This is a genomic window from Seonamhaeicola algicola, assembly GCF_007997385.1.
Lineage (GTDB): Bacteria > Bacteroidota > Bacteroidia > Flavobacteriales > Flavobacteriaceae > Seonamhaeicola > Seonamhaeicola algicola.
In genome coordinates this window covers 372,916-398,885 of sequence record NZ_VOSC01000012.1, presented here as the reverse complement: position 1 = coordinate 398,885, position 25,970 = coordinate 372,916, and the positions used below count along the sequence as shown (strand labels likewise).

At 29.6% G+C, this 25,970-nt stretch carries 23 protein-coding genes; 1 reads left to right on the top strand and 22 read right to left on the bottom strand.

Going from position 1 to position 25,970, the window contains the following annotated elements; all coding sequences use genetic code 11:
* Position 1: 1 nt before the first annotated feature.
* From FUA26_RS04205 to FUA26_RS04105, 21 genes are all read right to left on the bottom strand, one after another.
* Positions 2-1,357 carry an undecaprenyl-phosphate glucose phosphotransferase gene (locus FUA26_RS04205; protein ID WP_147132639.1) on the bottom strand — a complete coding sequence of 452 codons (1,356 nt, stop codon included), beginning with the start codon at positions 1,355-1,357 and terminating at the stop codon, positions 2-4.
* A gap of 129 nt (positions 1,358-1,486) precedes the next feature.
* Complete coding sequence (locus FUA26_RS04200) at positions 1,487-2,620, bottom strand: glycosyltransferase (protein WP_147131982.1); 1,134 nt, start codon at positions 2,618-2,620, stop codon at positions 1,487-1,489.
* A 576-nt stretch (positions 2,621-3,196) separates the two neighbouring features.
* Positions 3,197-4,240, bottom strand: a complete 1,044-nt coding sequence (locus FUA26_RS04195) for a glycosyltransferase family 4 protein (protein WP_147131979.1) — start codon at positions 4,238-4,240, stop codon at positions 3,197-3,199.
* Positions 4,237-5,553, bottom strand: coding sequence for an O-antigen ligase family protein (locus FUA26_RS04190; protein ID WP_147131976.1), 1,317 nt, complete (start codon positions 5,551-5,553; stop codon positions 4,237-4,239). Before FUA26_RS04190 ends, FUA26_RS04195 begins: the two co-directional genes overlap by 4 nt.
* 5 nt (positions 5,554-5,558) lie before the next feature.
* Positions 5,559-6,707: a hypothetical protein gene (locus tag FUA26_RS04185; RefSeq protein ID WP_147131974.1), complete on the bottom strand. Its 1,149-nt coding sequence runs from the start codon at positions 6,705-6,707 to the stop codon at positions 5,559-5,561.
* A gap of 10 nt (positions 6,708-6,717) precedes the next feature.
* Positions 6,718-8,202: an SGNH/GDSL hydrolase family protein gene (locus FUA26_RS04180; protein WP_147131972.1), complete on the bottom strand. Its 1,485-nt coding sequence runs from the start codon at positions 8,200-8,202 to the stop codon at positions 6,718-6,720.
* A 3-nt stretch (positions 8,203-8,205) separates the two neighbouring features.
* Positions 8,206-9,693, bottom strand: coding sequence for an MBOAT family O-acyltransferase (locus FUA26_RS04175; RefSeq protein ID WP_147131969.1), 1,488 nt, complete (start codon positions 9,691-9,693; stop codon positions 8,206-8,208).
* 5 nt (positions 9,694-9,698) lie between these two features.
* On the bottom strand, positions 9,699-10,859 hold the full coding sequence (locus FUA26_RS04170) for a glycosyltransferase family 4 protein (protein WP_147131967.1): 1,161 nt from the start codon (positions 10,857-10,859) through the stop codon (positions 9,699-9,701).
* Entirely contained in the window at positions 10,856-12,274 is a 1,419-nt protein-coding gene (locus FUA26_RS04165) for an oligosaccharide flippase family protein (RefSeq protein ID WP_147131964.1), read from the bottom strand. Before FUA26_RS04165 ends, FUA26_RS04170 begins: the two co-directional genes overlap by 4 nt.
* The gene (locus FUA26_RS04160) at positions 12,271-13,521 is read right to left on the bottom strand and encodes a glycosyltransferase family protein (protein ID WP_147131961.1); all 1,251 of its coding nucleotides are present in this window, start codon (positions 13,519-13,521) and stop codon (positions 12,271-12,273) included. Before FUA26_RS04160 ends, FUA26_RS04165 begins: the two co-directional genes overlap by 4 nt.
* 37 nt (positions 13,522-13,558) lie before the next feature.
* Positions 13,559-14,077 carry a KdsC family phosphatase gene (locus FUA26_RS04155; protein ID WP_147131958.1) on the bottom strand — a complete coding sequence of 173 codons (519 nt, stop codon included), beginning with the start codon at positions 14,075-14,077 and terminating at the stop codon, positions 13,559-13,561.
* 5 nt (positions 14,078-14,082) lie between these two features.
* Positions 14,083-15,117, bottom strand: a complete 1,035-nt coding sequence (locus FUA26_RS04150) for an N-acetylneuraminate synthase family protein (protein WP_147131955.1) — start codon at positions 15,115-15,117, stop codon at positions 14,083-14,085.
* On the bottom strand, positions 15,114-15,866 hold the full coding sequence (locus FUA26_RS04145) for a cytidylyltransferase domain-containing protein (RefSeq protein ID WP_147131953.1): 753 nt from the start codon (positions 15,864-15,866) through the stop codon (positions 15,114-15,116). Before FUA26_RS04145 ends, FUA26_RS04150 begins: the two co-directional genes overlap by 4 nt.
* Positions 15,867-16,058: 192 nt before the next feature.
* On the bottom strand, positions 16,059-16,916 hold the full coding sequence (rfbD, locus tag FUA26_RS04140) for a dTDP-4-dehydrorhamnose reductase (protein WP_147131950.1): 858 nt from the start codon (positions 16,914-16,916) through the stop codon (positions 16,059-16,061).
* Positions 16,913-17,461 carry a dTDP-4-dehydrorhamnose 3,5-epimerase gene (gene rfbC / locus FUA26_RS04135; protein ID WP_147131947.1) on the bottom strand — a complete coding sequence of 183 codons (549 nt, stop codon included), beginning with the start codon at positions 17,459-17,461 and terminating at the stop codon, positions 16,913-16,915. Before rfbC ends, rfbD begins: the two co-directional genes overlap by 4 nt.
* Positions 17,462-17,466: 5 nt before the next feature.
* A complete protein-coding gene (gene rfbA / locus FUA26_RS04130) occupies positions 17,467-18,324 on the bottom strand; it encodes a glucose-1-phosphate thymidylyltransferase RfbA (protein WP_147131944.1) in 858 nt (285 codons plus the stop codon).
* A gap of 1 nt (position 18,325) precedes the next feature.
* Positions 18,326-19,333, bottom strand: a complete 1,008-nt coding sequence (rfbB, locus tag FUA26_RS04125) for a dTDP-glucose 4,6-dehydratase (protein WP_147131941.1) — start codon at positions 19,331-19,333, stop codon at positions 18,326-18,328.
* Position 19,334: 1 nt separating this feature from the next.
* Positions 19,335-20,417 carry a hypothetical protein gene (locus tag FUA26_RS04120; protein WP_147131939.1) on the bottom strand — a complete coding sequence of 361 codons (1,083 nt, stop codon included), beginning with the start codon at positions 20,415-20,417 and terminating at the stop codon, positions 19,335-19,337.
* 2 nt (positions 20,418-20,419) lie between these two features.
* Complete coding sequence (locus FUA26_RS04115; RefSeq protein ID WP_147131937.1) at positions 20,420-22,117, bottom strand: DUF6909 family protein; 1,698 nt, start codon at positions 22,115-22,117, stop codon at positions 20,420-20,422.
* A gap of 39 nt (positions 22,118-22,156) precedes the next feature.
* Complete coding sequence (locus FUA26_RS04110) at positions 22,157-23,650, bottom strand: GH3 auxin-responsive promoter family protein (protein ID WP_147131934.1); 1,494 nt, start codon at positions 23,648-23,650, stop codon at positions 22,157-22,159.
* Positions 23,650-24,516 (bottom strand): M23 family metallopeptidase, encoded by an 867-nt coding sequence (locus FUA26_RS04105; protein ID WP_147131932.1) that lies wholly within the window; start codon positions 24,514-24,516, stop codon positions 23,650-23,652. Before FUA26_RS04105 ends, FUA26_RS04110 begins: the two co-directional genes overlap by 1 nt.
* A gap of 182 nt (positions 24,517-24,698) precedes the next feature.
* On the opposite strand from FUA26_RS04105, the gene FUA26_RS04100 reads away from it, so the two are divergent.
* On the top strand, positions 24,699-24,881 hold the full coding sequence (locus tag FUA26_RS04100) for a Sec-independent protein translocase subunit TatA/TatB (RefSeq protein WP_147131929.1): 183 nt from the start codon (positions 24,699-24,701) through the stop codon (positions 24,879-24,881).
* A gap of 69 nt (positions 24,882-24,950) precedes the next feature.
* Here FUA26_RS04100 and FUA26_RS04095 read toward each other — a convergent pair whose 3' ends face one another.
* The gene (locus tag FUA26_RS04095) at positions 24,951-25,964 is read right to left on the bottom strand and encodes a DUF4837 family protein (protein WP_147131926.1); all 1,014 of its coding nucleotides are present in this window, start codon (positions 25,962-25,964) and stop codon (positions 24,951-24,953) included.
* Positions 25,965-25,970 lie beyond the last annotated feature (6 nt).

The window sequence follows — 25,970 nt, the reverse complement described above, 5'->3', positions numbered from 1 at the left end:
ATTAGTATGCTTTTTCTTCGCCTTTTACCGCATTTAAAAACGTTTGTATGATTACTTTCAAATCTAATAGAATAGACCAGTTTTCAACGTAAAAAATATCGTATTTAACTCTATTAATAATATCTTTATCTGTTTCAATTTCACCTCTGTAGCCACTAGTTTGTGCCAAACCTGTAATACCAGGTTTTACAAAATGCCTAACCATAAATTTATCTACACTACGTGCATATTTATTTGTGTGGCTTACCATGTGTGGCCTTGGGCCTACAACAGACATATCTCCGAATAGTACATTAAAAAATTGTGGCAACTCATCTATACTGGTTTTTCTAATAAAGGCACCAACTTTTGTTATTCTTAAATCGCCTTTGGTGGCTTGTTGTGAGTTTGCATCTTTATTAGGTGTCATAGACCTAAACTTATAACAATCAAATTCATTATAATTGAATCCGTTTCGGGTTTGCTTAAAGAATATTGGTCCTTTAGATTCAAGCCTTATAATAATGGCCAAAATGGGTGTTAACCATGATAAAATAAATACAATTACAGCAGATGCAAAAACAATATCAAACAATCGTTTTGCAAATTTATTTACTGGTTCTTCTAAAGGAATGCTTCTTAGGGATAAAACGGGAATATAATCGTAATATTCATACTTCAGTTTTTTTGAAAAAATATCTTTATTATCGGGTATAAATTTTAACTCTCTCAGGTTATTATCGGCAAAATCAATGAGTTGATTTATTTGTTTGTTTGATAGTTCTGCAACCGAAAAATAGATTTCATGAATATCGTTTTCAATTACAAAATTAAAACAGTCTTGAAGGGAGAAATTAGTTTCTTTTACATTAAACTGTGCTTTAAATTTATATCCAAAATCTAACCGTTTTTTAAATGTATTTATTAGTTGTCTGGTTTTTTCGTTATCACCTATAACAATAATATTTCTTAGGTTACCTCCAAACGCGCTTCTGTATCTATTTAATAAGTAAAAAACTAAAAACTTAGTAAATGTTAATAAGCCAAAAATTGTTACAACATAGTTGCCAAGATTAAGCCTGCTTAAGTGAGGTTGTTTAAAAAAACCTATGTATCCATAGAGAATAACTGCAAATAAAATTATTTGTCTTAATAAAAGTGTTATTACCTGTATAACTCTGGTATACCTGTGTACTTCATAAAACTTATTATAAAAGGATAGTACAAGCCATAATAATGATATGTATATATGGAAAGGATATGTATTATTTAAGTTTATTTGAAATAGGTATACTGCACCATTTATAATAGATAAGTCTATTATATATGAAAATGGTTTTATTAACCCTGAGAATCTGCTTTTTTTAAATTCACTAATTTTTTTCAATCTAAATAATATATAATTATTCTTAAAATGAAGCTGTTTTTTTATAATATTAAACAAATATAAAAAGTATAAACTTATACCTATATTTATTGAGATAATTTAAATCATAGAATTTAATGCTCATTTAGAATGTTTGAAATAAACTTCCTCTAAACAGGTAATATTGTTTCTCAAATTGAATTTATTATTGAACAAATTGTATGAATTATTAGCAAATTTATTTCTGATTTTATGATCAAAATATAATTTTTCAATTTTTTTAGTGAAACTTTCTAAATCTCCTTGTTTGATAACATATCCATTATAATTATTTTCTACCAAATCTCTGTTACCATCACAATCTGATACAACACATGCTTTAGACAACGCTAAACTTTCTATAACCGAATACGGTAATCCTTCATATCTTGATGTAGATATATACAACATTGATTTATTTACGATTGAAAATATACTCTCTCTGTTAATCCAATTTACTAAAGTTATATTTTTCTTCAATTCTAAATGATCTACTTTTGCCTTTACTGCATTAAGATTAGGACTATATTCTCCAACCCCCATCACAACTAAATGTATATCTGGAATATTCTTTTTCAATTCGAATATAACATCCAACATAAACTCAATGTTTTTTTGATAAGAAGGCCTACCAACAGTCGCTAAGTAATTACATGGGAGATTATGTTCTTTTAAAACATTAGAATGCAAATCTTTAGTTTCTATGGGTAGAATACAATTATTAAAAACTATTACTTTACTTTCACTATAACACACATCGTTAAGCGCTCTATTCTTTTCAGATTGAGAAGTTGCTAAAACATAAGAATTAAAATACTTAAAAAGTTTTTCTATTCTTAAAAATATATTCTTTTTTATTTTTGATGTAGCACTCAAGTAAGAAAAAGCATGTGGCGTGTATAATACATTTAATTTATAAAATAATGATGCTGATCGTGCTATAATCCCACCTTTTGCACTATGCGCATGAATTACGTCAGGCTTCTCTTTTTTAAGATATTTTATAGTTTTGTATATCGCTTTTATATCATTGAATAGGTGTATATTCCGTTTAATCGGAATATAGTATTCTCTGATTGTACTATTTCCGTTCTTATAAGGTTTCTTTTTAAGATCTCTTTGATGAATAATAATATGCTCTATTCTATTTGGGTTTGTGTTTTCTGAAATAAGTCTTAAATAGACATCAACTCCTCCCACAGAATTCAAAACATGAGCAACTTTAATTTTTCTCATTATAACAATCTACTAGTTTTTTTAACAATTCTTATTCACATAATTGTTTACAAATATAGAAAACCAAAAACCGCTAATAGCAATTCCGCTATATTGAATTAAAAAATCATCAGTTATATTTGATATAAAGAAGAGCATACAAAAAGCCACAGATATAATATATTTTGCTTTTAAACCTAAATAACCTATGGAAAATATATATACAAAAACAACTATTATACCCAATACTCCGAATTTTAGGAAAAAATCAATATATTGATTATGGGTATTATATTTAATTATCAATCCTTTTTCAAAACTTTTAATTTTATATTTATCTAGCAATTCACTTTCTACATCACCTACTCCTACAGCTAAAATATGAGCTACTTTAATAATAAATAATCATTTTTATTTTTCTAATTACTGTTAATGATAGCTCTAGAATCTATATTACTATAAATTAATCTGTTATAAAAAATAGTATAAAATTTAGGTAGTTATTTGCTATTGGTATATCGTTAATAGACACCTGCCCACATTTTTAAAAAATAAATAAAAAAGAGGTCACAATAAAACCATAAATTATATAAAAACTTATGTTTTATTTTTTTTAAATACTTGAATAACCCTTTGGGCACTTTTATCCCAAGTAAAATGATTTAACTTTGTATACTCTATTTTCTTTACATTTAATTTAAGTCCCTCTATAATGCCTTGCTTTATGGAATTAACATTTTGAGGGTTAACATAAATAACTGATTTATCTCCTATTTCTTTAAAAACAGGAATATCAGAAAGTACACAAGGGAGGTTTTGACTCATAGCTTCTATAACAGGAATACCAAAACCTTCATAAAGACTAGGAAACACAAAAAGTTCTGCGTTTTGATAATAACCTAATAACTCGTTATCTGTTATATTAGTTAAAAATTTTATGTTCTCATTTGATTGATCATTTGTAGAATCTGAAAAATGACTAACAAAATTCCCTATTATGTATAAATCAATCTTATCATTATCTATTCTTTTAAATGCCTCTATTAGTCTATTAAAATTTTTTCTAGGATGATGAGAGGATACAGTTAAAATATAAGGTTTAGCATGTTTTTTGATTGTTTTTCCCTTATCTATTTTTTTAAAAAATGACGAAATACCATTGTATACTACTGTAATTTTATCTCCCTCTACCCCCAACTCCTTGCAAACCTCATTTTTGGCTGATTCGCTTACACTAAAAATATGAACACATTTCTTTGCCAATCTAGGCACAATAAAGTTGTATACTAGTGAGAATGTCTTAGAAAACGTTTCTTTATAATATTTAAAAGCAACATCATGTATTGAAACAATTTGATTTTTATAATAAAGTGGCCCCGTATAACCAAAAGAAACTAATAATGGTTTTTTATTTTTTAAAAGGTATACATATAAATCTATCTGTTCCCATAAATGGCTTTTGTTAATTCCAATAATTTTTGCATCTAATTCTTTAAAAAGTTCATAGTGTATTACACCAGGGCATGTTACAAAAACAACCTCTCCTTCTAATTGCTTTTTAACGATTTTTGAAATTTCAATAGCGAACCTTTGAACTCCGGTTATTGGTTGTGTTAAAAACCTAGCATTAATTACTATCACTTGATTCTATTTTTTGAATTAAACAAAAATAAGCCACTAAAAAAAGCAAAAAACATGACTCCATCAGACCTTGATAAAATATTCTCTGTTAAAGAAATAAGCGCAACCACGATTATGAAATATAAATACAGTTCATTTTTATATTTCAGAGCTTCTTTGTGCTGCAAATATAACAATATCAAATAGAAGAATAGACCAAATATACCCGTAGCTAGAGCAAAATATAAATACTGATTATGTGTATTATAATCTTGCCAAGTATAAATTTTAGCTCCAATTTTTTCATTATAGCAAGAATTCAAAGCATCTTGAGAATCGCCTACACCAACCCCAAACCAGAAATTATCTTTCACAAGATGTGCAGCACAAACATATATTCCATGCCTCACATTTATTGAATCATAATTATAGGTATCTTTAGTTTCACTTGGTAAGTCAAATTTAATATTAACGATCTCGTCTACACGCGCCTTAAACGTAGTAAAAGTAAAATAACTTGAAATTAAAACCAATATACTTAATCCTAACAACAATATCTTTAGCTTGAACTTAATTTTTTTAAAAACAAAAACTGTACAAAACAAGGCTATAAACATTGTCAATATAGGCATTCTAGACGAAATGAAAAACAACCAAACAACTAATATTATTGAAATTATTATAAGTAAAAATCCTAAATATCTTTTCTTTTTTAGAAACCTTATTCCCTCTTTAAACAGAAAAAAAACACTAAAAATCACCCACATTCCCTGATATGTGAAATGGGTATCTGTTAACTCAATTAAATAATTTCTAAACCGTTTGGTTTTCATGCTACTTATAACATCTTGATTTAACAAATCCTGATTTGAGAGCCTATTTCTTACTATTTCTTCATTTGTTAAATCGGCTAATAAATAATCTAAACGAAATAAAGAACAAACTATTTGATAAAACACCAATAAGATTACAGATATAGAAAAGCACCACAACGTTTTATTTATTTGCTCTTTATTGAACTTATCTTTGTTTAAATAGAACACTAAGGGGAAAATTAAAAACGGCAGCATTTGAATAAGCCTTTTAATACCTGCAGTACTATTCTGAGAATATAATAAAGTAAAGGATAAGTAAATAAAAGGTAAAATAGAAATAATTAAATAACTAACATATTTTTTTTTGCGCTCAAAATTAATACTTAAAACACCAATAACCGCCCAGAGCACTATAACGATACTCCTTAATCCAAAAGTTAAGATTGGGAAAGCAGAAAGCATGAAAGTAAACCACAGAAAACAAGTGTTTATGAAAGCTTTATTAGTTCGTATAGCCATCAAAATCAATTCTTTTTATTTAGGAACAACATAGGAAACAAAACCAAAAACGACATACCCTGAGATAGAGTAATAAATATTCCTGCCAACATAAACCCTATTAACGCATAATTAATATGTCTTTTTTTAAAACTTTTCTCGTATATAAACAATACACCTAATACAATACCAACAAGTCCCACAGATAAAAGCATCAGTAACCAATAATTGTCCAAAGTTGCTACAAAGCCTTCTGATCTAACAGATCCACCCACTTCTCCTATTTTACCTCCAAATAAAATATTAAAATCTCTTGGAATATCATATATCCAATGATCTATTCTCATGTAAAAAGATGTTAAATCAAGTAACCCTTTAGTATATAAAAAGCACCCTATAAGGAAAAAAACTAATAGAACATACGGAAAAGCCGATTGAATTTTTCTTAAGTTCTTTTTTGTTAAAAAGAACTTTAAAAACCAGTAAACAACTAGAACTACATAGACACTTCTAACAAAACCTGCAATAGCTAAAATTACAGCGAAAATAGATTTTTTTTTATGTTTTTTGTCTTGATCAAAAAGTAAGTATGCTATTAGGCCAAAATAGCCCACATTTCCAGGGCTACCAATTAACCCCGGTGACCTCCAAAAATATAAAAAGCTACTTATTTTGAATTTATACTCAGGATCATTTCCCCATACGTACTTCCCTGTTAAAAGTTTCATATATTCTTCTGGTCCAAGAACATGTGTTAAAATGATAAATATGAGATTAGCTATAACAAATAAATGAAGCCACTTTATAATTTTATCCCAATAATACTCACTTATAGTTATTTGCTGGTAAGCAAATATTAAAATGTAAATTAAAAATACTTCTCTAAATGATATGAAAATAGCTTGGAAATTTGCCGCATTAAAAATTAAAACGATAAAACAGATTATAAAATATGAAAACAACAGTAAATCTAACGATGTTATTTTTACAGAGTTTTTTTTTATCCTATAAAGTACTATTACTATAAATAATAAAAAAACACTTAAAGGATGAATAATCGATTTTAGCTCCCATTTACCTAAATAATTAAATATATTAAAAGTGATTATTCCCTGAAGAGAAATAATTTGTGCTACTAGTAATATAAAAAAAATTTTATTGAAACTTAATTTCACAGGAACCGTATTACCTTTTTATGATTAATTTATTATCGCCATGGGTATCTACATTAAAAGCATCAAAAACTGTTTCATCTTTTAAATTAACAATCACAAAGTTATGGCCTCTTTTATTTTTAGAGTACTCTTTACCGTTAATTTTTATACTTGACCTGTTCCCTGCCTTATTACCACCAATGCTAAGCATTGAAATATCAAGCTTACCCATATGAAATGTATGATTAATGGCTACGCTATCAACTATTTCTTTTACATATCCTGTTTTATTATTCTTAATCGCTAAATAACTCCAACGGAATTTTTTATTCAACTCAGAAGTTAACCCTATCTCACTAAAAGTTTTATGATAATTTCGGTACTGGCCACTACCGTCATCCAAAACAGAAATCAAAACAAGCAAATCTAATGATTTTGCATAGTTTAAATACTCTGGGAGTGTTTTGGATTTTTTAATTCTAGCCACAGCCCATTTTGCATTCTCAAGTTTTTTATACTTACTAAAAGTATCATTCCATATCTCAGTTACACCTATTTTTGTTCTTTTATTCTGAAAATAATTCATTTCTAGGCTGTCACCTAAAATCTTAGACACTATTTTAGTGCCCTCGCCATTCAAATGGCCACCTTGATCAGACATGTGTTTTTTAAAATCAAAACCAATATTTCGGTAGAAGCTATTAAAATCTAATACATCCACATCGTTTTCATTTGCAAGTTCTTTAATAGCCATCATGGTATCTGCATGGTCTTGGCTATAAACAAATTGGGACATTGGTGTTTTCAGCAGCACCAATTGAATATTATGCTCCCTACATAATGCTACGATTTTTTTAAAATAATCAACACTTTTAGGGTGTAGCGCCTTTGGTTTATTTTCTATTTTAACACCATATTTTTCAATTCTTGTATCTACAAAGGTTCGATTTACTTTAGAAAACCCTTTGTAAACAGATAACTCATTATTTATTTGAAAATCTTTTTGCAAAAGATTTTTCCAACGATCGTGATATTTGTTAATTGTGAAAAAATAATCCCAAAACTCTTCCGTTGGCACACTTGCTTGAATAGCCTGAATTTTGTTTAATGAAAAATTCAACTGATCTAAACTTCTTCTATTTGTAGCCTCTAAAGCATAATTATCATACTTTTTATAATTTTTCAAATCGTGTAAATAGTAAGCTTCCAAAACCACTACTTTGGGAGTTTGATACTTTAGAGCTTCTTTTAAAAAGAAATAAGAAATCCAGATGGGTTGAGACCCTACTCCTAGATTGTAACTTGTAATTTTATTATGCTCCCAAAGAACATTTGGATTGATACCATTGGCCATATATGAGCTGCCTAACAGAATAACATCTAATGAATTTTTAGGCTCTTCGTAAAACGCAGTTATCCTAGGTCTTTTAGGGTTAAAAACGTTACTCACCAAGACAAACAAACAAGTTACTGCAATCAAAAAAGCTGGTATTTTTAAAAACTTATATTCTTTCATCTATTAAAATTGAAAATAAATAAATTCAGTAGCATCATAACCTGAACCATAATAGCCAAAAATAATCATAAAAAATATAACAAAACCATAGGTACCCCACCTCACAAAGATATGTTGTTCTTTTATCCAATCGGATAATTTGTATTTTCTTTGAACCAAATCAATAAATAAAAGGAATAAAATAGAAATTATAGCCAATTTAAAATCGTATTCATCGAGTCCTATATTGTATAAAGAGCCATCAAAAAATACCCATGGATTAAATTTAAACAGATGCGTTAGAATGTATTTTGTATCAGCAAAATTATTCGCTCTAAAAAATATCCATGCAAAATCTACCAAAACAAAGGTAATCACAACATTATAAAGCTTATAACTAAAGCTATTTTTTCTAATTTTTAAAAACTTAGTAATACCTTTATTAAACGTAGCGAACTCAAAGCTAAGGACTTGAAAAACACCATGAAGCGCTCCCCAGATCACAAAATTCCAACTAGCACCATGCCATAAACCACTTAATAAGAAAACAATCATGATGTTTCTATACCAGATTATTTTTTTTACTCGATTCCCTCCTAAGGGGAAATACAAATAATCACGAAACCATCCTCCTAATGAAATGTGCCAGCGTCGCCAAAATTCTGCTATCGATTTAGAAAAATACGGTCTTTTAAAGTTTTCCATAAGATCAAAGCCCATCACTTTAGCAGATCCTATAGCTATATCACTATACGATGAAAAATCACAATATATTTGAAAGGAAAAAAATACCGTTGCAACGACTAGCGTAAAACCTTCAAATTGATTCGGATTGTTATATACAGTATTTACAAAAGCAGCGAGCCTATCTGCTATGACAATCTTTTTAAACAGTCCCCAACCTATAAGAATCAAACCTTCTTTCATCCTTTCATAATTAAATTTGTAGTGTTTGGATAACTGAGGTAATAGGTGTGTTGATTTTTCTATGGGTCCAGCAACAAGCTGTGGAAAGAAAGAAACAAAGAGCGCATACTTTGCAAAATTATGTTCTGCTTTAATATCTTCTCGATACACATCCATGGTGTAGCTTAAAGCCTGAAAAGTGTAAAAAGAGATACCTACTGGGAGTAAAACATCAAAATTAGGAATCCACCAATTCATCCCAAAATAATTAAAAACACTGGTAAACGATTCATTTATAAAGTTGAAATACTTAAAGAAGAAAAGTATGCCTAGGTTTATTGTAAAACTAAGTGCTACCCACAATTTTTTCTCAAATTCCTTATTCTTGAGGTTTTCCTTTAAATTAGAACGTTGAATTAGAACCCCACTTAAATAAGTAACTAGCGTAGAAAATAGCATTAAAACAGCATATTTCGGACTCCAGCTCATGTAAAAGTAATAACTAGAAATGAGCAACCAAATGTAGCGGTATTTAGCCGGTGTTATAAAATACACGGCTACGACAACAGGAAAATAAATTAAGTAAGCAATGGAATTAAATAACATGTTTTTTAAATTTCGGAAAATAAATTATGGTATTCTAAAGCCGTGTTCTCAATATTAAAGGTCTTCATGAATTCTTTACTATTATTAAATGACAATTCGTGTCTATTTTTAATGATACAATCTATGAGCCTCGTCAATTCGTCATTAGTATTAAAGGTTAGTTCTGGGTTTTGACTCATAATTTCCTTAATACCTCCATTTTTATTAGTAATAACTATTTTGTTACTAATCATTCCTTCTAATACCACCCTTCCAAATGGTTCGTTCCATAAAGAAGGGACTATTAAAACATCTATTTTATTATAAAACTCAGAATTAAGTGTATAACCTAAATATTCTATTTTCGCCGAATTATTAATGGCTTTTAAGGTCTTTAAATATTCAGGGGCAACCTTACCTGCAATTACAAGTCTCCAATTGTCATGTTTTACTTTCGTAAAGCTTTCTAGCATTAACTCAACTCCCTTTTCCTTGTTAATCTGACCAATGTATCCAAAAACAACTTTATTATCATCAATCAACTTAAAATTTTCGGCTTGGTAATTAAAACTAAATCCATTGTAAATAACCTTATGCTTAACCCCTTGAAAATACCCGTTTTCTAAATGATCTTGCAGCACATATTGACTAATACCAACAACATAATCTATTAGTACTGAAGCTTTTTTCTTTTTAGCGGCATACAGTTTACATGAAGTACATAGTTGTAAACAATTATGTTCTCCATTAAATTTAGTGGTTTTTGGACACTGCAAATAATAATCTCTTATGGTATGAACCACTTTAATGTTTCTTGACTTGGCTAAAACCCATAATCTTACAGAAAAACCTCCAAGATTATTGGTAAACATCACTTGAGGTTTAAAACTATTTAGAATAGACGTGACTTTAAAGTCGTATCTTTTATTGTATACATCGTTATAATGCCATTTCACCTTACTCAAGGTGCTCTGCTTAGCACCTGAAAATGGCCAAAAAACATTTTCAATTTTTAGCCTCCAAACTGTTATTCCATTAACATCTTCCTTCTCTTCAGATTCTCCCAAAGTTAAAACTGCAACCGTAGCTCCATGTTTCTTTAGATTTTCAGCTAAGGCTTGAACCGATATTTCAGCCCCTCCTACTTTATAAGGATAATATAATGTGTTTACAATAAGGATTTTCATTTTTTCAATAGTTTTATTACAGTCGTGACTTTATTTTTCATTACTATATAGATTATTAAAACTATTGCTAAATAAAGTAATAATTTAATCCAGAAATTGGCTATTTGATAAAAACTAAACAAAGAGATGATAAAAAACACAAATGGAACTAAAAGTAAAAACAAATCTGGATAATTTATTTTTAAATACCTTGTATAAAAAAACTTTAATGATATAGCAAGTGCTATTTTAGTCATTAATGTAGAAATTGCCGCTCCATTAATACCATACATAGGAATTAAAGTTACGTTTAAAACTATATTTAAAACCGCTGCAGAAATTGTGGCTATTGGTATTATTCTATTACCCCGACCTTGAATATCATAAAACAAAGATCCTGCAAAAAAATAATATACACCATGGTAAACAAAAGCAAAAGAAATAAAAGGGATAACCTGCCATGATATATGATATGGCTTGGGAGTTACAAACATTATAACTTCTTTTCCGAAAAAAGACAACCCTAAAGCTATTAAACAATAAAACAAGATTAATGCTTTTGACACACTTCCTAAATCATCAACATCATTGGCTTTTACCTTTTGATTAAACCATGGTACAAATGCTTGATTTATGCCAGATGCAATTAAAAAAACCACACTTCCAAAATTATTGCCAATACTATATACCCCTGTTAAGGAAGCATTTAATAGTTTATTTATCAATATCCTATCTATAAGCATAGTAGCTACCCCAGATAAAGTATGAGGTATTAAAGGAAATGCATATTTTAAAGATTTTTTTAATAATTTTTTATCTACACCAAAAACAATATTATTTTTAAAGCTAAAAAGGGTGTATATAAAAAATATAATATTAGTAACAGCCAAAGAGCCTAAAACACCTTTAGCTCCTAAATTAAAAACTGTAACACTTAATAACACTAATGAGATATTTACTAAAAAAAAAGCTGCATTATTCTTTCCATATCTAATTCCTTCTTGTCTAGCTTGTAATGAGTTTTGATAAATTGTATAACAAGGGTTAAGCACAACTGATATTAGACCTAAAATCATATATGGAGAGAAGGACACATCTCCTAAAAAAGGGTTTAACAACCATTTTCGCCCTAATAAAAGAATTAGGGTAACAACAACACTATTGAACAAAATAAAAGTAATAATGGTGCCAAAAAGCTTTTTTACCATTAGTTCATTGTCTTTATATTCATAATAAAACCTATTCAAGGTACCATGTAAAGCCAACAGATAAAACACATTTAAAAAAGCATTTATAGCCAATACTACAGCAACAACACCATAATCATAGGTTGATAAATACACCGTCAGGACAGGAATAAGAATGAAATTTATTCCTTTCTGAAGTAGCATTAAAACACTATAAATGCTGGAGTTTTTAATTAACTTACTAATCATAAAATCTTAGATTTTATAATATCACGGATTTTCTCTGAAGATTTTCCATAAAAATCAGAATTTAAAGCTGCATTATAATATTCTGCTTTTTTTTGCACATTTGGTTTATTATTTCCAATACTATTTATTTCCTCTATTATATCATCTAAATTTAAATAATGCTTAACTAAATTATTTTTTACAAAACCATAATAATCTAAAAATTTAGAATTACTAAAACTATAGCTTATTGAATATACATTTAACATTATCGCTTCTAAGTGTATGGAAGATTCTGCCGCTATTAATAAGTCTATCCTACTTAAAAAATCAAAAACTGATTCCTTTTGAGGTATTGATTTTTTCACACTATCTAAATTTAAGCTTCGTTTATCCGAAGGATGTGCACGAACAATGAGTTCTATGTCAGGAAAGTAGTTTTGTAAAACTATAACTGTTCTTTTTATTAATTCAAGATTATCCATAGCGTTATAAGCTATTCCTATGACTTTAACTAAAGTATTTCTATTTACTCGTTCTAAATATTTGTCAAATTTTGGCATCCCTACTAAATAAATACAGGTTGAGGTGTTACCTATATTTAAGTATTTATCTTTAGCATCTTTTCCTTCCAACAAAGCATAATCAAAATCTAAAACAGGAAAATAATTAGACACAGAAGCATGTTGGATATATATAATTGGTACATTTAAGTTTTTAGCAGCTAACAGTAAACCTCTGGGGATTATTTCATGATCATTAGCAAATATGATAGCCTTTGGTTTACTTTTTTTAATTAATCTTAAACTTTCGGAATATATTCCATTAGCTTTAAAAAAAAGATCGTATAACCCATTGCTTCCAGATTTAGATTGGAAATAGAAAATTAAAAAATTAAAAGGAAACCATAAGCTATATAAAAATTTTCTACTAAAATTAATTGGATAACTATTTTGATGCCTATCATTAAAACTAAAAGGGTGTACAAAAATAGAATCATCTAAATTAGCTTTAATTGATTTTAAAGATTCATAATTATTTGAAGATATACTGAAACACCATATTTTATTTTTAGGTATTCTATTTTTTATAAATAATTTTATAAACTCTTTTATAAACTCTTTAAATATAACAATACACTTATCTTTAATTGAAATAGGAGATATTTGTTCTCTTCGTTCTCGAGACACTATTTCTAAGTAACCTGAAAACCATATTTGTAGAATATCTTCCCACACATGAAGAAACCTCTTAGATTTATATTTCATTCAACTTCTCATTTATTACCAAACCAATAAATGATTTTTACTGTGTTATTTTTATACTATTATTTTTTACAAATAACTCTTCAACTATAATATCATTCTCTTCAATGATTTTCTCAACAAATTCTCTAAAAACACCTTCTCCTCCATTTTTTTTCAGCTTCCAATCAACTACCTTACTGATATATTCTGGAGAAGATGCAGGACAGGCACTCAACCCAACCTTTTTTAACAAAAAGTAGTCATTTAAATCATCTCCTATATATGCTACATCTTCCCAATTAAGTCCTATTTCTTCAATAAGCTTTTCAACTATAGACACCTTATCTTTTGCTGCTAGAAAAAGGTAGTCTACTTTAAGTTTTTCGGCTCTTCTTTTTACAGATTTAGTTTTTTCTCCTGTAATAATTCCTATTGGTATATCCAACATCTTACAAAACAAAACACCAGCACTATCATAAGTATTAAATTTTTTAAATTCATTACCTAATTCATCGTAATACATTCCTCCATCTGTCCAAACCCCATCTATATCTGTAAATATCAATTTAGGTAACATAAAGTTTATTTTAAAACATTAGAATAAATTATTTCATCTTTAGGTAAATCTGTTACTAATTCTTTACCTAAAACTAAATCTTTTTGCGCCCATTTGAAGCCATCACCAGGACTTAATAGATGTATATCTTCATCTTTTATTATATGTCCTTTTTTTAGATTTCTGTTTGTAGCTATCGATCGTTCTAATTTTTCTCTAGCTGCTTTTACTGAGTCCTCAATAAAAATTTCTTCTTTTCCAAATGAGAGTTCTAAATTTCTAATATCTCTCATCATTCTGTAAATACCATCAATAGCCAAAGAACCCGCCTGATCGGTTCCTTTCATCTGTCTATCTAAGGTAATGTGTTTTTCTATTATTTTGGCTCCCATTGCAACTGCAGCTAAGGGTGTTGCTATACCAATTGTATGATCAGAATACCCAATAGTATATTCTGCATAATGTTTTTGTAAATAAGAAATAGTATTTAGGTTTACATTCTCATACTTTGTTGGATATTCAGAAACACAATGTAAAATCGATATATTAGAATGGTACTTGCTAATTGTATCTAACGCTAAATCTAATTCTCTCTTTCCAGCCATACCTGTAGAGATAATAATAGGAATCTTAGTTTCTGCTAGGGCAGATAGAAGAGGAAGATTTGTTAAATCTCTTGAAGCTACTTTTAGTTTATCGGGTGTAAAAAGCTTAAGTAATGACATACACCCAACAGCACAAAGCGTTTCTACAAAATCTAATCCTTTAGATTTAGCATATTTATACAACTCAAAATGCTGTTCATCATTTAACTCTAAAAACTCCCTGTGTTCTCCATAAGTTTTCCCAAAAGAATTCGGGGTGTTATAGGGACGATTCATTTGAGATGCTGATAATTCCTGAGATAAATCTCTTTTAGTAAGCTTTACAGCATCCATTGTTTTCAATTCTTGGTTAAATAATTTGTCGTGAATAGGTCTACTAACAACATCTACCAATAGTTTAGCTATATCAACAGAACCATTATGGTTTTGTCCAATTTCTCCAATTATATATGTCATTTTGTATTATTTTTTATTTCTTTTTCCATTTTTTCTAACAAATTTTCAGTATCATCATATTTTAAAAATCTAACTAAGTCATCAAATAAAAAGTTTTTATTTTGTATTCTCTCATACCAATTAAAATAAACACTTTTTAAATTTTCAAAATCTTTTTCTGTATCCAATGTACACCTAATTGACTGAGGAAGATTCTTTTCTATAAACTTAACTTTAAATTGATCTGAGCACATATAAATACAGTTTGTAACATGCTCTAAGCATTTTTCATTTTTAGTTTTCTTTACTTTTTTTAATGCTTCAACAGAGACCATTTCTGAAAAAAAACCGCTATGAGTTAAAATACTCGGTTTTCCATTAACCATGAATGATAAATAATCTTCTCCGTTATAATCTTCAATGAGCTCTAAAATCAAATTGATATCTATAAAAGGATTATCCGAACAAACTCTAATTATTTTGTCAAAACCAAAAGAATCTGCACATTCTATAAAACGGTTTAAAACATTATGTTCAGAACCAAAAAAAATTGGCAAATTATATTTTGAGGCGTATTCTGACAATACTTGATCATTTACATTAGTTGATGTTGCTAAAACTACAGGTATTTCTTTTGGTACCAACAACATTCTTTTTAACAATACATCTAAAAAGGTATTATTACCATCAAACTTCTTGATAATTTTTTTTGGTAATCTTGTTGAAGATGTTCTTGCTTGAATTATTACTCCTATGTTTTTAATTGTCATTTTTAAAACCTGATATTTCAGTTATTATACAAAGCTAACATAATTCCAAAGCTTTACAAGGTTAACAACTTTAATAAATTATTTTCAATCTGAGTTAAATATGCTTTAAAACTTATAAAACATGTTTTATAATTCTACAACTTACTCCTTGTTAAACGGCAAAACTCAGGTTTTAGAGCTGCCTTAGTGATACTATGTTAGCCCTTCCAAAACCTTTTTTAAATGACTTTCCCACCGTGAAGCTTTAATATTAAACTGTTCTAACAATTTTTCGCTTTGTAAAACACTGTAATTAGGGCGTTTAGCTAATGTAGGGTAATGAGCCGAAGCAATAGGATTTACTTTTACATCTTTATTAGCAAACTTAAATATGGTTTTGGCAAAATCATACCAACTGGTTTCGACTGTATTACTGTAATGGTACAATCCATATTGGATAGTTTTGCTATCTATAATCTTTAAAATTGCTGTAGCCAAATCGCCTGCATATGTTGGGCTTCCTACCTGATCATTAACCACACTTATTTCGCTACGGGTTTTAGATAGGCGCAGCATGGTTTTCATAAAATTATGACCATATTCCGAATACAACCAAGAAGTACGAATAATAATATACTGCTCTGTTGTTTGTACTATAGAATTTTCGCCCTGTAACTTAGTTCGTCCATACGCATTAATGGGGTTAGGAGTATCGGTTTCGGTATAAGGACTGGTTTTGCAACCATCAAACACAAAATCAGTTGATATATGAATTAAAACGGCATTACTCGCTTTACAGGCCAAGGCTAAGTATTTTGGCCCCAGTGCATTAATTTTAAACGCTAGCTCTTGATCGGTTTCGGCTTGATCAACAGCTGTATAAGCGGCACAATTAATACAATACTCTATACTATTTTTCTTAAAAAAAGTTTCTACAACATTTTGATTTGTTATATCTAAGGTCTTGGAATCTGTATATATAAATCTAAAATGCGGCCACTGGTTTTCCTGTTTTTTTATAGAGTTTCCCAACTGCCCATTGGCACCAGTTACTAAAATATGCTTTTTCATTTTAACTGCGTATAAGTTTCTAATGTAGGCAGTACTTTATCTTTTTCAGACATAATGATATCTTCTGAAATAAGCCAATTAATATTAAGCTGTTCATCATTATAAATAATGCCAGATTCAGCTTCTTTATTATAAAAGTTATCACATTTATATGAAAACAATGTGTTATCTTCTAAAACATGAAAACCGTGAGCAAATCCTCTTGGAACAAATAATTGCTGATGTTTTTCGGCATCTAAAACAATTGAAAAATGTTTGCCAAATGTTTCAGATTCTGTTCTTAAATCAACACAAACATCTAGTACTTTCCCTTTAACAACTTTTACTAACTTAGCTTGCGCAAAAACTCCTGTTTGAAAGTGTAAGCCTCTTAAAACACCTTTTGATGATTTAGACAAATTATCTTGAACAAAATTTACGCTTAATCCTGTAAGCTCTTCAAACTTTTTTGCATTGAAACTTTCGTAAAAATAACCTCTATCATCACCAAACACTTTGGGTGTTATTACAAAACAGCCTTTTAAATATGTTTCTTCTACCTGCATTACTATTATAATAATTGTTGAAGATATTCGCCATAACCACTTTTTAATAGCGGTTGGGCTAGTTTGTTTAACTGGTTCTTATTTATGAAACCCATTTTATAAGCTTCTTCTTCAATACAACCAATTTTTAATCCTTGTCTTTCTTCTATTACTTGAACAAACTGTGAGGCCTGCATTAAAGATGCAAATGTACCTGTATCTAACCATGCTGTGCCTTTATCTAAAATTTGAACATTAAGTTTTCTTTGCTCTAAATACACTTTATTAACGTCGGTTATTTCTAACTCGCCCCTAGCACTTGGTTTAATGTTTTTTGCTATTTCAATTACTGAATTATCATAAAAATAAATGCCAGGAACGGCATAGTTTGATTTTGGTTTCAGAGGTTTCTCTTCTATAGAAACTGCCTTATTATTTTCATTAAACTCTACAACCCCGTAACGCTGCGGGTCTTGAACGTGATATGCAAAAATAACACCTCCGTTGGGGTTTGAACTTTGTTTTAGAGTTTCACTTAAACCCGAGCCATAAAAAATATTATCGCCTAAAACTAAAGCTACTCCATCATTGCCTATAAACTTCTCTCCAATTAAAAACGCTTCGGCTAATCCTTTTGGAGCCTCTTGTATGGCGTATTCAAATACACAACCATAATTACTACCATCTCCTAAAAGTTCTCTAAAGCGTTCAATATCTTTTGGTGTTGTAATGATTAAAATTTCATTAATTCCGGCAGAAATGAGGGTTGTTAATGGGTAATATATCATTGGCTTATCATAAACAGGCATTAACTGTTTACTAAACACTTTTGTTAATGGATATAAACGTGTACCTGAACCGCCTGCTAATATTATGCCTTTCATACTACCCTTTGTATTTTTTAATGTACCAATGAATTGTTTTTAGAATACCCGACTCAAAATTTTCTTGGGCTTTCCAGTTAAGTTCGTTTTCAATTTTAGTAGCATCAATAGCATATCTAAAATCATGTCCTGGTCTATCTGTTACAAACGTAATTTGATTTTTATATGAAGTGTTTTTAGGCTTAATTTCATCTAAAATACTGCAAATGGTATTAGCTATGTAAAGGTTATTACGCTCGTTTCTTCCACCAATATTATAGGTTTCACCTGAAACACCTTTACTAAATGCCAAATCTATACCTTTACAATGATCTTCTACATACAACCAATCTCTTATATTTTGCCCATCGCCATAAATTGGGATGTTTTCACCACTCAAAGCTTTTCTTATTATGGTTGGTATTAGCTTTTCATCATGCTGTTTTGGGCCGTAATTGTTTGAACAATTTGTTGTAACCACATTTAAACCATAAGTATGATGATAGCTTCTTATTATAAAATCTGATGATGCTTTTGAAGCACTATAGGGACTGTTAGGTGCATATGGTGTTTGTTCTGTAAACAACCCTTCTTTCCCTAATGTTCCGTAAACCTCATCGGTTGAAATGTGTAAAAACCTTGAGTTTTTATGATGTTGCTTTACATTGAAAGGAGATTCCATCCAATGGTTTTTAGCAACATCAACCAAATTAAATGTGCCTACTATGTTAGTATTAATAAATGTATTTGGCGCCGTTATTGAATTATCTACATGCGATTCTGCTGCAAAATGAATAACACCTGTAAAGTCATATTCATTAAACAAACGCTCTATTAATTGCCTGTTGCAAATATCTCCTTCAACAAAGGTATAATTACTGTTAGCTTCAACCTCTTTTAAATTATTTAATGAACCCGCATAAGTTAGCTTATCAAGATTAACAATTTTTATTTGAGGATTTAGTTCTAAAAAATGAGCTATAAAATTAGAGCCTATAAAACCCGCACCACCTGTAATTAATACAGTCATTTTATTGAATTTTGTCTTTAAATTTTTCTATATATTTTACAAACTGTAAAAACGCCAATACTAAAAAAGTTAATGTACTTAATAGCAAGCCATAGTAAAGTTTATATCCTATTTTAAATCCAAATACTTCTTTTTTATCATCAACGGAGCCAGCACTTTCTTGCTTTGTAGATACAATTTCTATTATTTTCTTCTTCTCTTCTATTTCTCTTTCAATACTAACAATTTCTCTTTGTAACTCTAAATCGTTTAAAAACAATTCATATTCTTTAGTTTTGTTAACATCTTCGGCATTTTTTATAGTAACACTTGTTTGAGAACCACTTTGTTCCTTAGTCTGCATTTCTATAACGCGTTTATAAACGTTTTGTAACGAATCAGATTTAGTTAATGTGTTTTGAAGCACTAACTTTCTATTATGAAGCTCTAGAGTATCTCTTTTTTGTGCTTCAACAAAGTAATCATTAGTATTTATGTTCGTAATAATTTTATCGAATAAGGTTTTAAAATTATTTCTTACAGTAGATTTTATGGTTATTTGTTGAAACTGATGATTATGCTCTTTTTCATTTTTAACATAAGTTTCATATTGCACTTTAGAAGCCACTGAAGAATCTAAAGTTTTTATATAGTCATCAAAATTTTTAAGCCTATCATTTTCATCAATTATAGACCCTACTTCTACCTCTTTAATTGATGCCGCGCTTAAAGAATCTATTTCTAATATTTGAGATAAAGCACTAATATCTCTATGAGTTACCAAATCATTATAATAAGCAATTGAATTATATAAACCTTCACCTGTTGGATAGTTTTGCTTCACTAGCATATAAGACTTATAAACTGGGTCTGATGTTTTTTGTAAAGCAAACCCTAAAACAACACCAACAATACCTGCTATTACAATTTTTAAAAAATGTTGTTTCACAAAAAATATACACCAAACAAATGCTAAAAAAATTTTATTGAAAATGCTTCCTATAAAATTAAAAAGCCTTTCAAACATTTTACCAATTAGTTTAAATAATTGGCCTAAATCAACTTCTTCAGAGTTTTGCTGTTGTTGTGGTAACTCTTTACTCATTATTAAATAGTGTTAAAAATTTGTTCTAAAATAGTTCGGGTTATTAAATACGTTGGTTTTACTCCTGTTGTACCTAAACCACCTGAGGCTAATGTTGCCCCCGTTTCTAAAGGATTATCACTGGCATAATAAGCATAACGTACTTTTACGTTAGGGCTTATACTACCTCTTACTTTTGATGCTGCTTGAATGGCTTTTTGGTAGTGTGCTCCTTCCATTTCTAAACCTATTACTTTCCATGTGGAATTGTAAAAGAATTTTAAAATATCTTTATTTTGAAGCGATGTACCTAAAACAGTAATCATAGTACCTTCATAAACATCAACGCCCTGTCCGTCTAAATCTTCTTTATTTAGTTCGTTTTCAAAAGGATAATTATCGGCAGTACCTTCAAAAATATGCGCAGAAGGAATCATAATATCTCCTTTTCCACCTTCTAAAATACCTGCTTTACCCATAATTGAAATAGACTCTACATTTAAATGGGTTTTAGTTTTATGCTTTTTGTATGGTTTTAAAAGCTCATCAATGGTTTCATAAGCTTGTTCGCCAAAAGCATAATCCATTACCAACAACACTGGTTTTTTCTCTTTTAAAATGGTTTCTTTAGCTTTGATATCTATTTTTGACACATCTATTTTACTAGTATCAAAAATTTGAACATCAATATTGGTACCCGATGTATCTTTAATATAAAGCATGCCATTACGTAGTGCATCTGTAGTTACTTTACTTCTTAGGGCTTCGTTTTCTTTGTTACTTAAGGCTTCGTAAACTTCAAAAATATCTTTTTTTGAAGCTAATGATTTTAATGCTGAAGGCGCAAATAACGTATTCATTACACTGTGCATGTTGGCACTTATTATGTGAATTGGACGATTTAACAAACTGTTTTTATAAAGCACCTCCTTTATATTGTCTGCCCAAATTTCACCATGTATATGATGCCCAATACGCTCTCTTAAAACTGGCGTAAATGTTATGGTTCGTTTGTTGTTATTAACTTGTTCTTCAATAGCTAATTTACCTAACCAATAAACAATATGTAGTAATCTTTCTGGTTGTTTTGCGGTTGCAAACTCATCATAAACAACCCTAAGCTCGTTAAATGTTCTGCCTAAAATATTAGCTGTATGTGTAATGGCTATTTCACGTTCTTCATTAGTTAATTCTGCTTTTGACAGCACAACTTTTTCTAATTTTTGCCAATCTCTGGTGGTTAAACCTTCTTCTTCATTAATTAAAACTCTATTACTTATTTTATGAGACTCAACAAACAAAAAAGTTAGATGTGTTAGAATATCATAAATTTCAGAGCGCCCTCTGGTAATCTCAATATTCATTTGCTCCTTATCAATGCGGTAGCAATTTCTTCGTCTTTTTTCTGGGATAATAGGTTTAAAATGTGAGTTTGAATACCCTTCATCACTGGTTAGGTTAATAAACATACATTCTTCAATACCTTCGGGAAGCCTATCAATTACATAAAGTAACCCTTCAAGTTCTGCTTTTTCATCGCCAATAGACCCATAAATTTCGGGTCTTAAAAGCAATAATGAATTGCGAAGCATTTCACCAGATATACCCATAGGCTTATAAAAACCTCTGATAAATAGGTGACGCATAGTAATGTACATTCTTTCTATGGCATTTGAACTCTCTTGAGCTCTCGTTCTTTCATGATACTTTTTATTACTCATTAGCGCATTTTTTGGGTTTCAAAGATACTATTATTTGTTTTAATAATTGTGTGGAAATTCCTCAACTATTTTTCTGTCATTTGATAGTCTGGGTAGTTTGTTTTGTCCGCCTAATTTACCAATAGATTTCATGTAATTTTTAAAACCATCTTTTTTTACCTTAGTTATTTTTAGGGTTTGAAGCACCTTTCCTTCAATTAAATCAAAATAATATACATTTTGTTTTTGTAGTGCTTTGTCTATTTTTTTGGCAAACTCTAAAAGGTTTTCAGGTTCATTTTCAAACTCTATAAACCACTCGTGGTATGGTAAACCTTCGGTTGGGTTTATTTGTGGTGCCACAGTAAACTCTGTTACACTAACATTGGTATTTGCAATGGCTTCTTGTAAAGCTTGCTCAACTTCTTTACCAATAACGTGCTCACCAAAAGCCGAAATAAAATGTTTTATTCTTCCAGATACAATTACTCTATATGGTTTTGTAGATGTAAACTGAACCGTATCACCTATATTATAAGCCCATAAACCGGCATTTGTTGATATAATTATTACATAATTTACACCAACTTCAACATTATTAATAGTGTATCTTTTAGGGTTTTCAGTATAAAACTCATCTACTTTTACAAACTCATAAAAAATGCCTGAGTTTAGCTGCAAAAGCATGCCTTTTTCGTTTTGTTTATCTTGGAATGCAAAAAAGCCTTCGCTAGCAGGATATAATTCAATACTATCTACTTTACGGCCAATTAAATTTTCAAACTTTGTTTTATAGGGTTGGTAATTTACACCGCCAAAGATGAATAAATTGAAGTTTTTAAAAATATCTCCAACTGGTTTTCCTGTTTTTTGAACTAGTTTTTCAAAATACATTTGCACCCATGACGGAATACCAGAAATTATAGTCATGTTCTGGGGCAATGTTTCTTCAACAATAGCCTCTACTTTTGTTTCCCAGTCTTCAATACAGTTAGTTTCCCATGATGGTAACCTGTTTTTTTGAAGATACTTTGGCACATAGTGCGCTACAATACCTGAAAGACGCCCTAATTTAACCCCATTTTGTTCTTTTAGAATGGGGCTTCCTTGTAAAAAAATCATTTTACCGTTAACAAATTTTGTATTACCAGTTTCATGTATGTACATTAAAATGGCATTTCTGGCGGCTTCAACATGCGTTGGCATACTTTCTTTGGTAATAGGAATGTATTTTGCACCCGATGTTGTACCCGATGTTTTAGCAAAGTATAAAGGTTTTCCTTTCCAAAGTATATTTTCTTCACCTTTTACAACTTTATCAACGTACGGTTTTAAAGCCTCATAATCTCTTATAGGTACGCGTTTTACAAAATCGGCATGCGATTTTATACCAGCAAAATCATGATCTTTACCAAACTGTGTGTTAGCAGCTTGGGTTATTAAATTTTGAAAAACCGTTTGTTGCGTTTTCTCAGGGTTTTTAGCCCATTTTTGAATGTTTTTATAAACACGTTTTGCAAATGGTTTTGCTAAAGCCGATTTTAGTGATAGCATTATTTAAAATCTATAAAATTTGTTGGATTAATTGGGTAACCATCATTCCAAAGTTCAAAATGTAAATGTGTTCCGGTTGAAAGCTCACCTGTGTTACCTGCAGTGGCAATTACTTCGCCTGCTTTAACCAAATCGCCTTGTGTTTTTGTAAGTTCAGCATTGTGTTTATATACCGAAATTAGCCCATAACTATGCTCTAAAATAATAACATAACCTGTGCTAACCGTCCATTCTGCAAAAATTACAATACCATCGGCAGTAGCTTTTACCGGTGTATCTTTAGGTACAACAACATCAACAGCATAGTGTTTTTCTTTTAAGTTATAGTGTGCTGATATTTCGCCATTAACTGGCGGAAATAACACAAAATTAGTAGCTGTAGTTGCAGATTCAAACAAGTTATACTTATCTTCCTTATCAACTTTTTCTCTTAAAATAGAATCTTCAGCAATAGGTTTAAAATCTACTTCGCTAGCTTCTAACTTTACTGCTTGAATGATAGAATCTTTATTAATATCTGAGGCACTAACATCTCCTGTTAATACTTTTTTAATAGATTTATAATACAGTTCATTCATGGCCATTGCCTGTTGTAATGAATCTGTTTTAAAACTAAGCTCAGTAGCTTTCTTTTTTAATGCTGTTGAAGAATACCCTGGAATATATTCTCTTAAAGGTGTAAATGCAATAATTAAATAGGTTAACAAAATTAAAAATAATGCCGATACACTGGCTAAAACAAAAACGTTTAACCGTGTGAGTTTTAATGATAATTGTTCTTCAAAAGTATGCTCATTAAGTATAACCAACCTATACTTATCTAGTAGCTTTTTTTTAATTTTTTTTTGCGCCTTCTTTTTCTTCATGGAAAACAAAAATAAAGAATTTATTATAACCAATGCTTACTAAAAACTGTGTTTACTTTTGCTTAACAAAACCTGTAGTTTTTTAAAATTTAATACCGAATATATTTTGCAAATGCTAAAGTTATGTTTTAAACGTTTTTATTAAACTTTAATTATTAACTTTGTTTTCTAAATTAAATATTATGAGCTTATATATGTTACCATTAGCTATTGGACCATGGCAAATTGCATTAATTGTAATTGTTGTTTTACTGTTATTTGGCGGAAAGAAAATACCTGAATTAATGCGTGGTTTAGGTAGCGGTATTAAGGAGTTTAAAGATGCTAGTAAAGAAGAAAACCCTGAAGGCGAAAAAAAAGAATAACACCTATTTATAAATATAAAAAAAGACCAACAATGTTGGTCTTTTTTTTGTGTGTTGTTTCACTATATTTTAGTCTATTTTTATAGATTTTATAATAGCTTCTAGCTCTAGCATATAATTTCTTTTTTCAACTGAAGGCGCAAAAATAAAGCCTTCAACCCCAACCCAACGTTTATTTACTTTATCTTCAATGGTATAGTTTACAAATGAGCCCCCCATAAAATCATTGGTTAATTCCCAAAGTCCTTTAGTTTCAAAAGCAGGTTTATTGTCTAGTATAACTTCGGCATGAAAGGGTGCATATGCATCTTCAGTAACCATATAAGAGCTTACTTTATTTCCATCGGCATTTACTGTGCCATCTAATCTTCCTTTAAAATATTGTTTACCAATAGAATCCCTTATTTTAAGTATTTGCATACCCGTACTGTCATTTTTTTTAATGGCAGTGTATGGCAAATCATAAATCATTAAATGTGAATGCCCTGTGGTAATATCTTTTCTAAACCAGAAAAAATTATCGGTTTCTTTAGCTGTTTCATAAATTGATGAAAACTGAATTGTTAAACCTAGTTTTTCTTTTATAGACGTGTAATTATGTGGCGATTTTGCCATTTGACGTTGGCGCTCTCCTATTTCGGCATTTCTAAAAACTTCAATTATTTTTTGCCCATTGTCATTCACCAAATTAATAATATCTTTTTTAGTTTTACCTGTTAATACAATTACTTTTTGTGGTTGTGCATACACATCTTCAACAAAGTTAATACTTGGTTCTTTGTTCATTTCAATTTTTAAAATGGTACGGTTTTTTGTAACAAACCCCGAAAATACTTTTGGTGGTATTTGGCTAAGAGTAAAGGTAGGTTCATCTTGTGGTAAGCCGTAAATGGGCTTTGTTAAAATGCCTCTAATAGCATCACCAACACTACCGCTCCACATATCATTTTCAATAATTACTGAAACGTGGTTTATATTACCGGTTGAATCATATAGAAATTTTTCTGGTTTGCTACTATTGTTTTTGTCTTTACAAGATAACATAACAAATAGCAACAATGCTGATAAAAGAACGTGTTTCATCTTTAA

Bases quoted from the DNA above. Each gene is read 5' to 3' on its own strand.
- FUA26_RS04200 (WP_147131982.1), bottom strand. From the start codon at position 2,620: ATGAGAAAAATTAAAGTTGCTCATGTTTTGAATTCTGTGGGAGGAGTT.
- FUA26_RS04190 (WP_147131976.1), bottom strand. From the start codon at position 5,553: ATGGCTATACGAACTAATAAAGCTTTCATAAACACTTGTTTTCTGTGG.
- FUA26_RS04180 (WP_147131972.1), bottom strand. From the start codon at position 8,202: ATGAAAGAATATAAGTTTTTAAAAATACCAGCTTTTTTGATTGCAGTA.
- FUA26_RS04175 (WP_147131969.1), bottom strand. From the start codon at position 9,693: ATGTTATTTAATTCCATTGCTTACTTAATTTATTTTCCTGTTGTCGTA.
- FUA26_RS04170 (WP_147131967.1), bottom strand. From the start codon at position 10,859: ATGAAAATCCTTATTGTAAACACATTATATTATCCTTATAAAGTAGGA.
- FUA26_RS04165 (WP_147131964.1), bottom strand. From the start codon at position 12,274: ATGATTAGTAAGTTAATTAAAAACTCCAGCATTTATAGTGTTTTAATG.
- FUA26_RS04160 (WP_147131961.1), bottom strand. From the start codon at position 13,521: ATGAAATATAAATCTAAGAGGTTTCTTCATGTGTGGGAAGATATTCTA.
- FUA26_RS04155 (WP_147131958.1), bottom strand. From the start codon at position 14,077: ATGTTACCTAAATTGATATTTACAGATATAGATGGGGTTTGGACAGAT.
- FUA26_RS04150 (WP_147131955.1), bottom strand. From the start codon at position 15,117: ATGACATATATAATTGGAGAAATTGGACAAAACCATAATGGTTCTGTT.
- FUA26_RS04145 (WP_147131953.1), bottom strand. From the start codon at position 15,866: ATGACAATTAAAAACATAGGAGTAATAATTCAAGCAAGAACATCTTCA.
- rfbD (WP_147131950.1), bottom strand. From the start codon at position 16,916: ATGAAAAAGCATATTTTAGTAACTGGTGCCAATGGGCAGTTGGGAAAC.
- rfbC (WP_147131947.1), bottom strand. From the start codon at position 17,461: ATGCAGGTAGAAGAAACATATTTAAAAGGCTGTTTTGTAATAACACCC.
- rfbA (WP_147131944.1), bottom strand. From the start codon at position 18,324: ATGAAAGGCATAATATTAGCAGGCGGTTCAGGTACACGTTTATATCCA.
- rfbB (WP_147131941.1), bottom strand. From the start codon at position 19,333: ATGACTGTATTAATTACAGGTGGTGCGGGTTTTATAGGCTCTAATTTT.
- FUA26_RS04120 (WP_147131939.1), bottom strand. From the start codon at position 20,417: ATGAGTAAAGAGTTACCACAACAACAGCAAAACTCTGAAGAAGTTGAT.
- FUA26_RS04115 (WP_147131937.1), bottom strand. From the start codon at position 22,117: ATGAGTAATAAAAAGTATCATGAAAGAACGAGAGCTCAAGAGAGTTCA.
- FUA26_RS04110 (WP_147131934.1), bottom strand. From the start codon at position 23,650: ATGCTATCACTAAAATCGGCTTTAGCAAAACCATTTGCAAAACGTGTT.
- FUA26_RS04105 (WP_147131932.1), bottom strand. From the start codon at position 24,516: ATGAAGAAAAAGAAGGCGCAAAAAAAAATTAAAAAAAAGCTACTAGAT.
- FUA26_RS04100 (WP_147131929.1), top strand. From the start codon at position 24,699: ATGAGCTTATATATGTTACCATTAGCTATTGGACCATGGCAAATTGCA.
- FUA26_RS04095 (WP_147131926.1), bottom strand. From the start codon at position 25,964: ATGAAACACGTTCTTTTATCAGCATTGTTGCTATTTGTTATGTTATCT.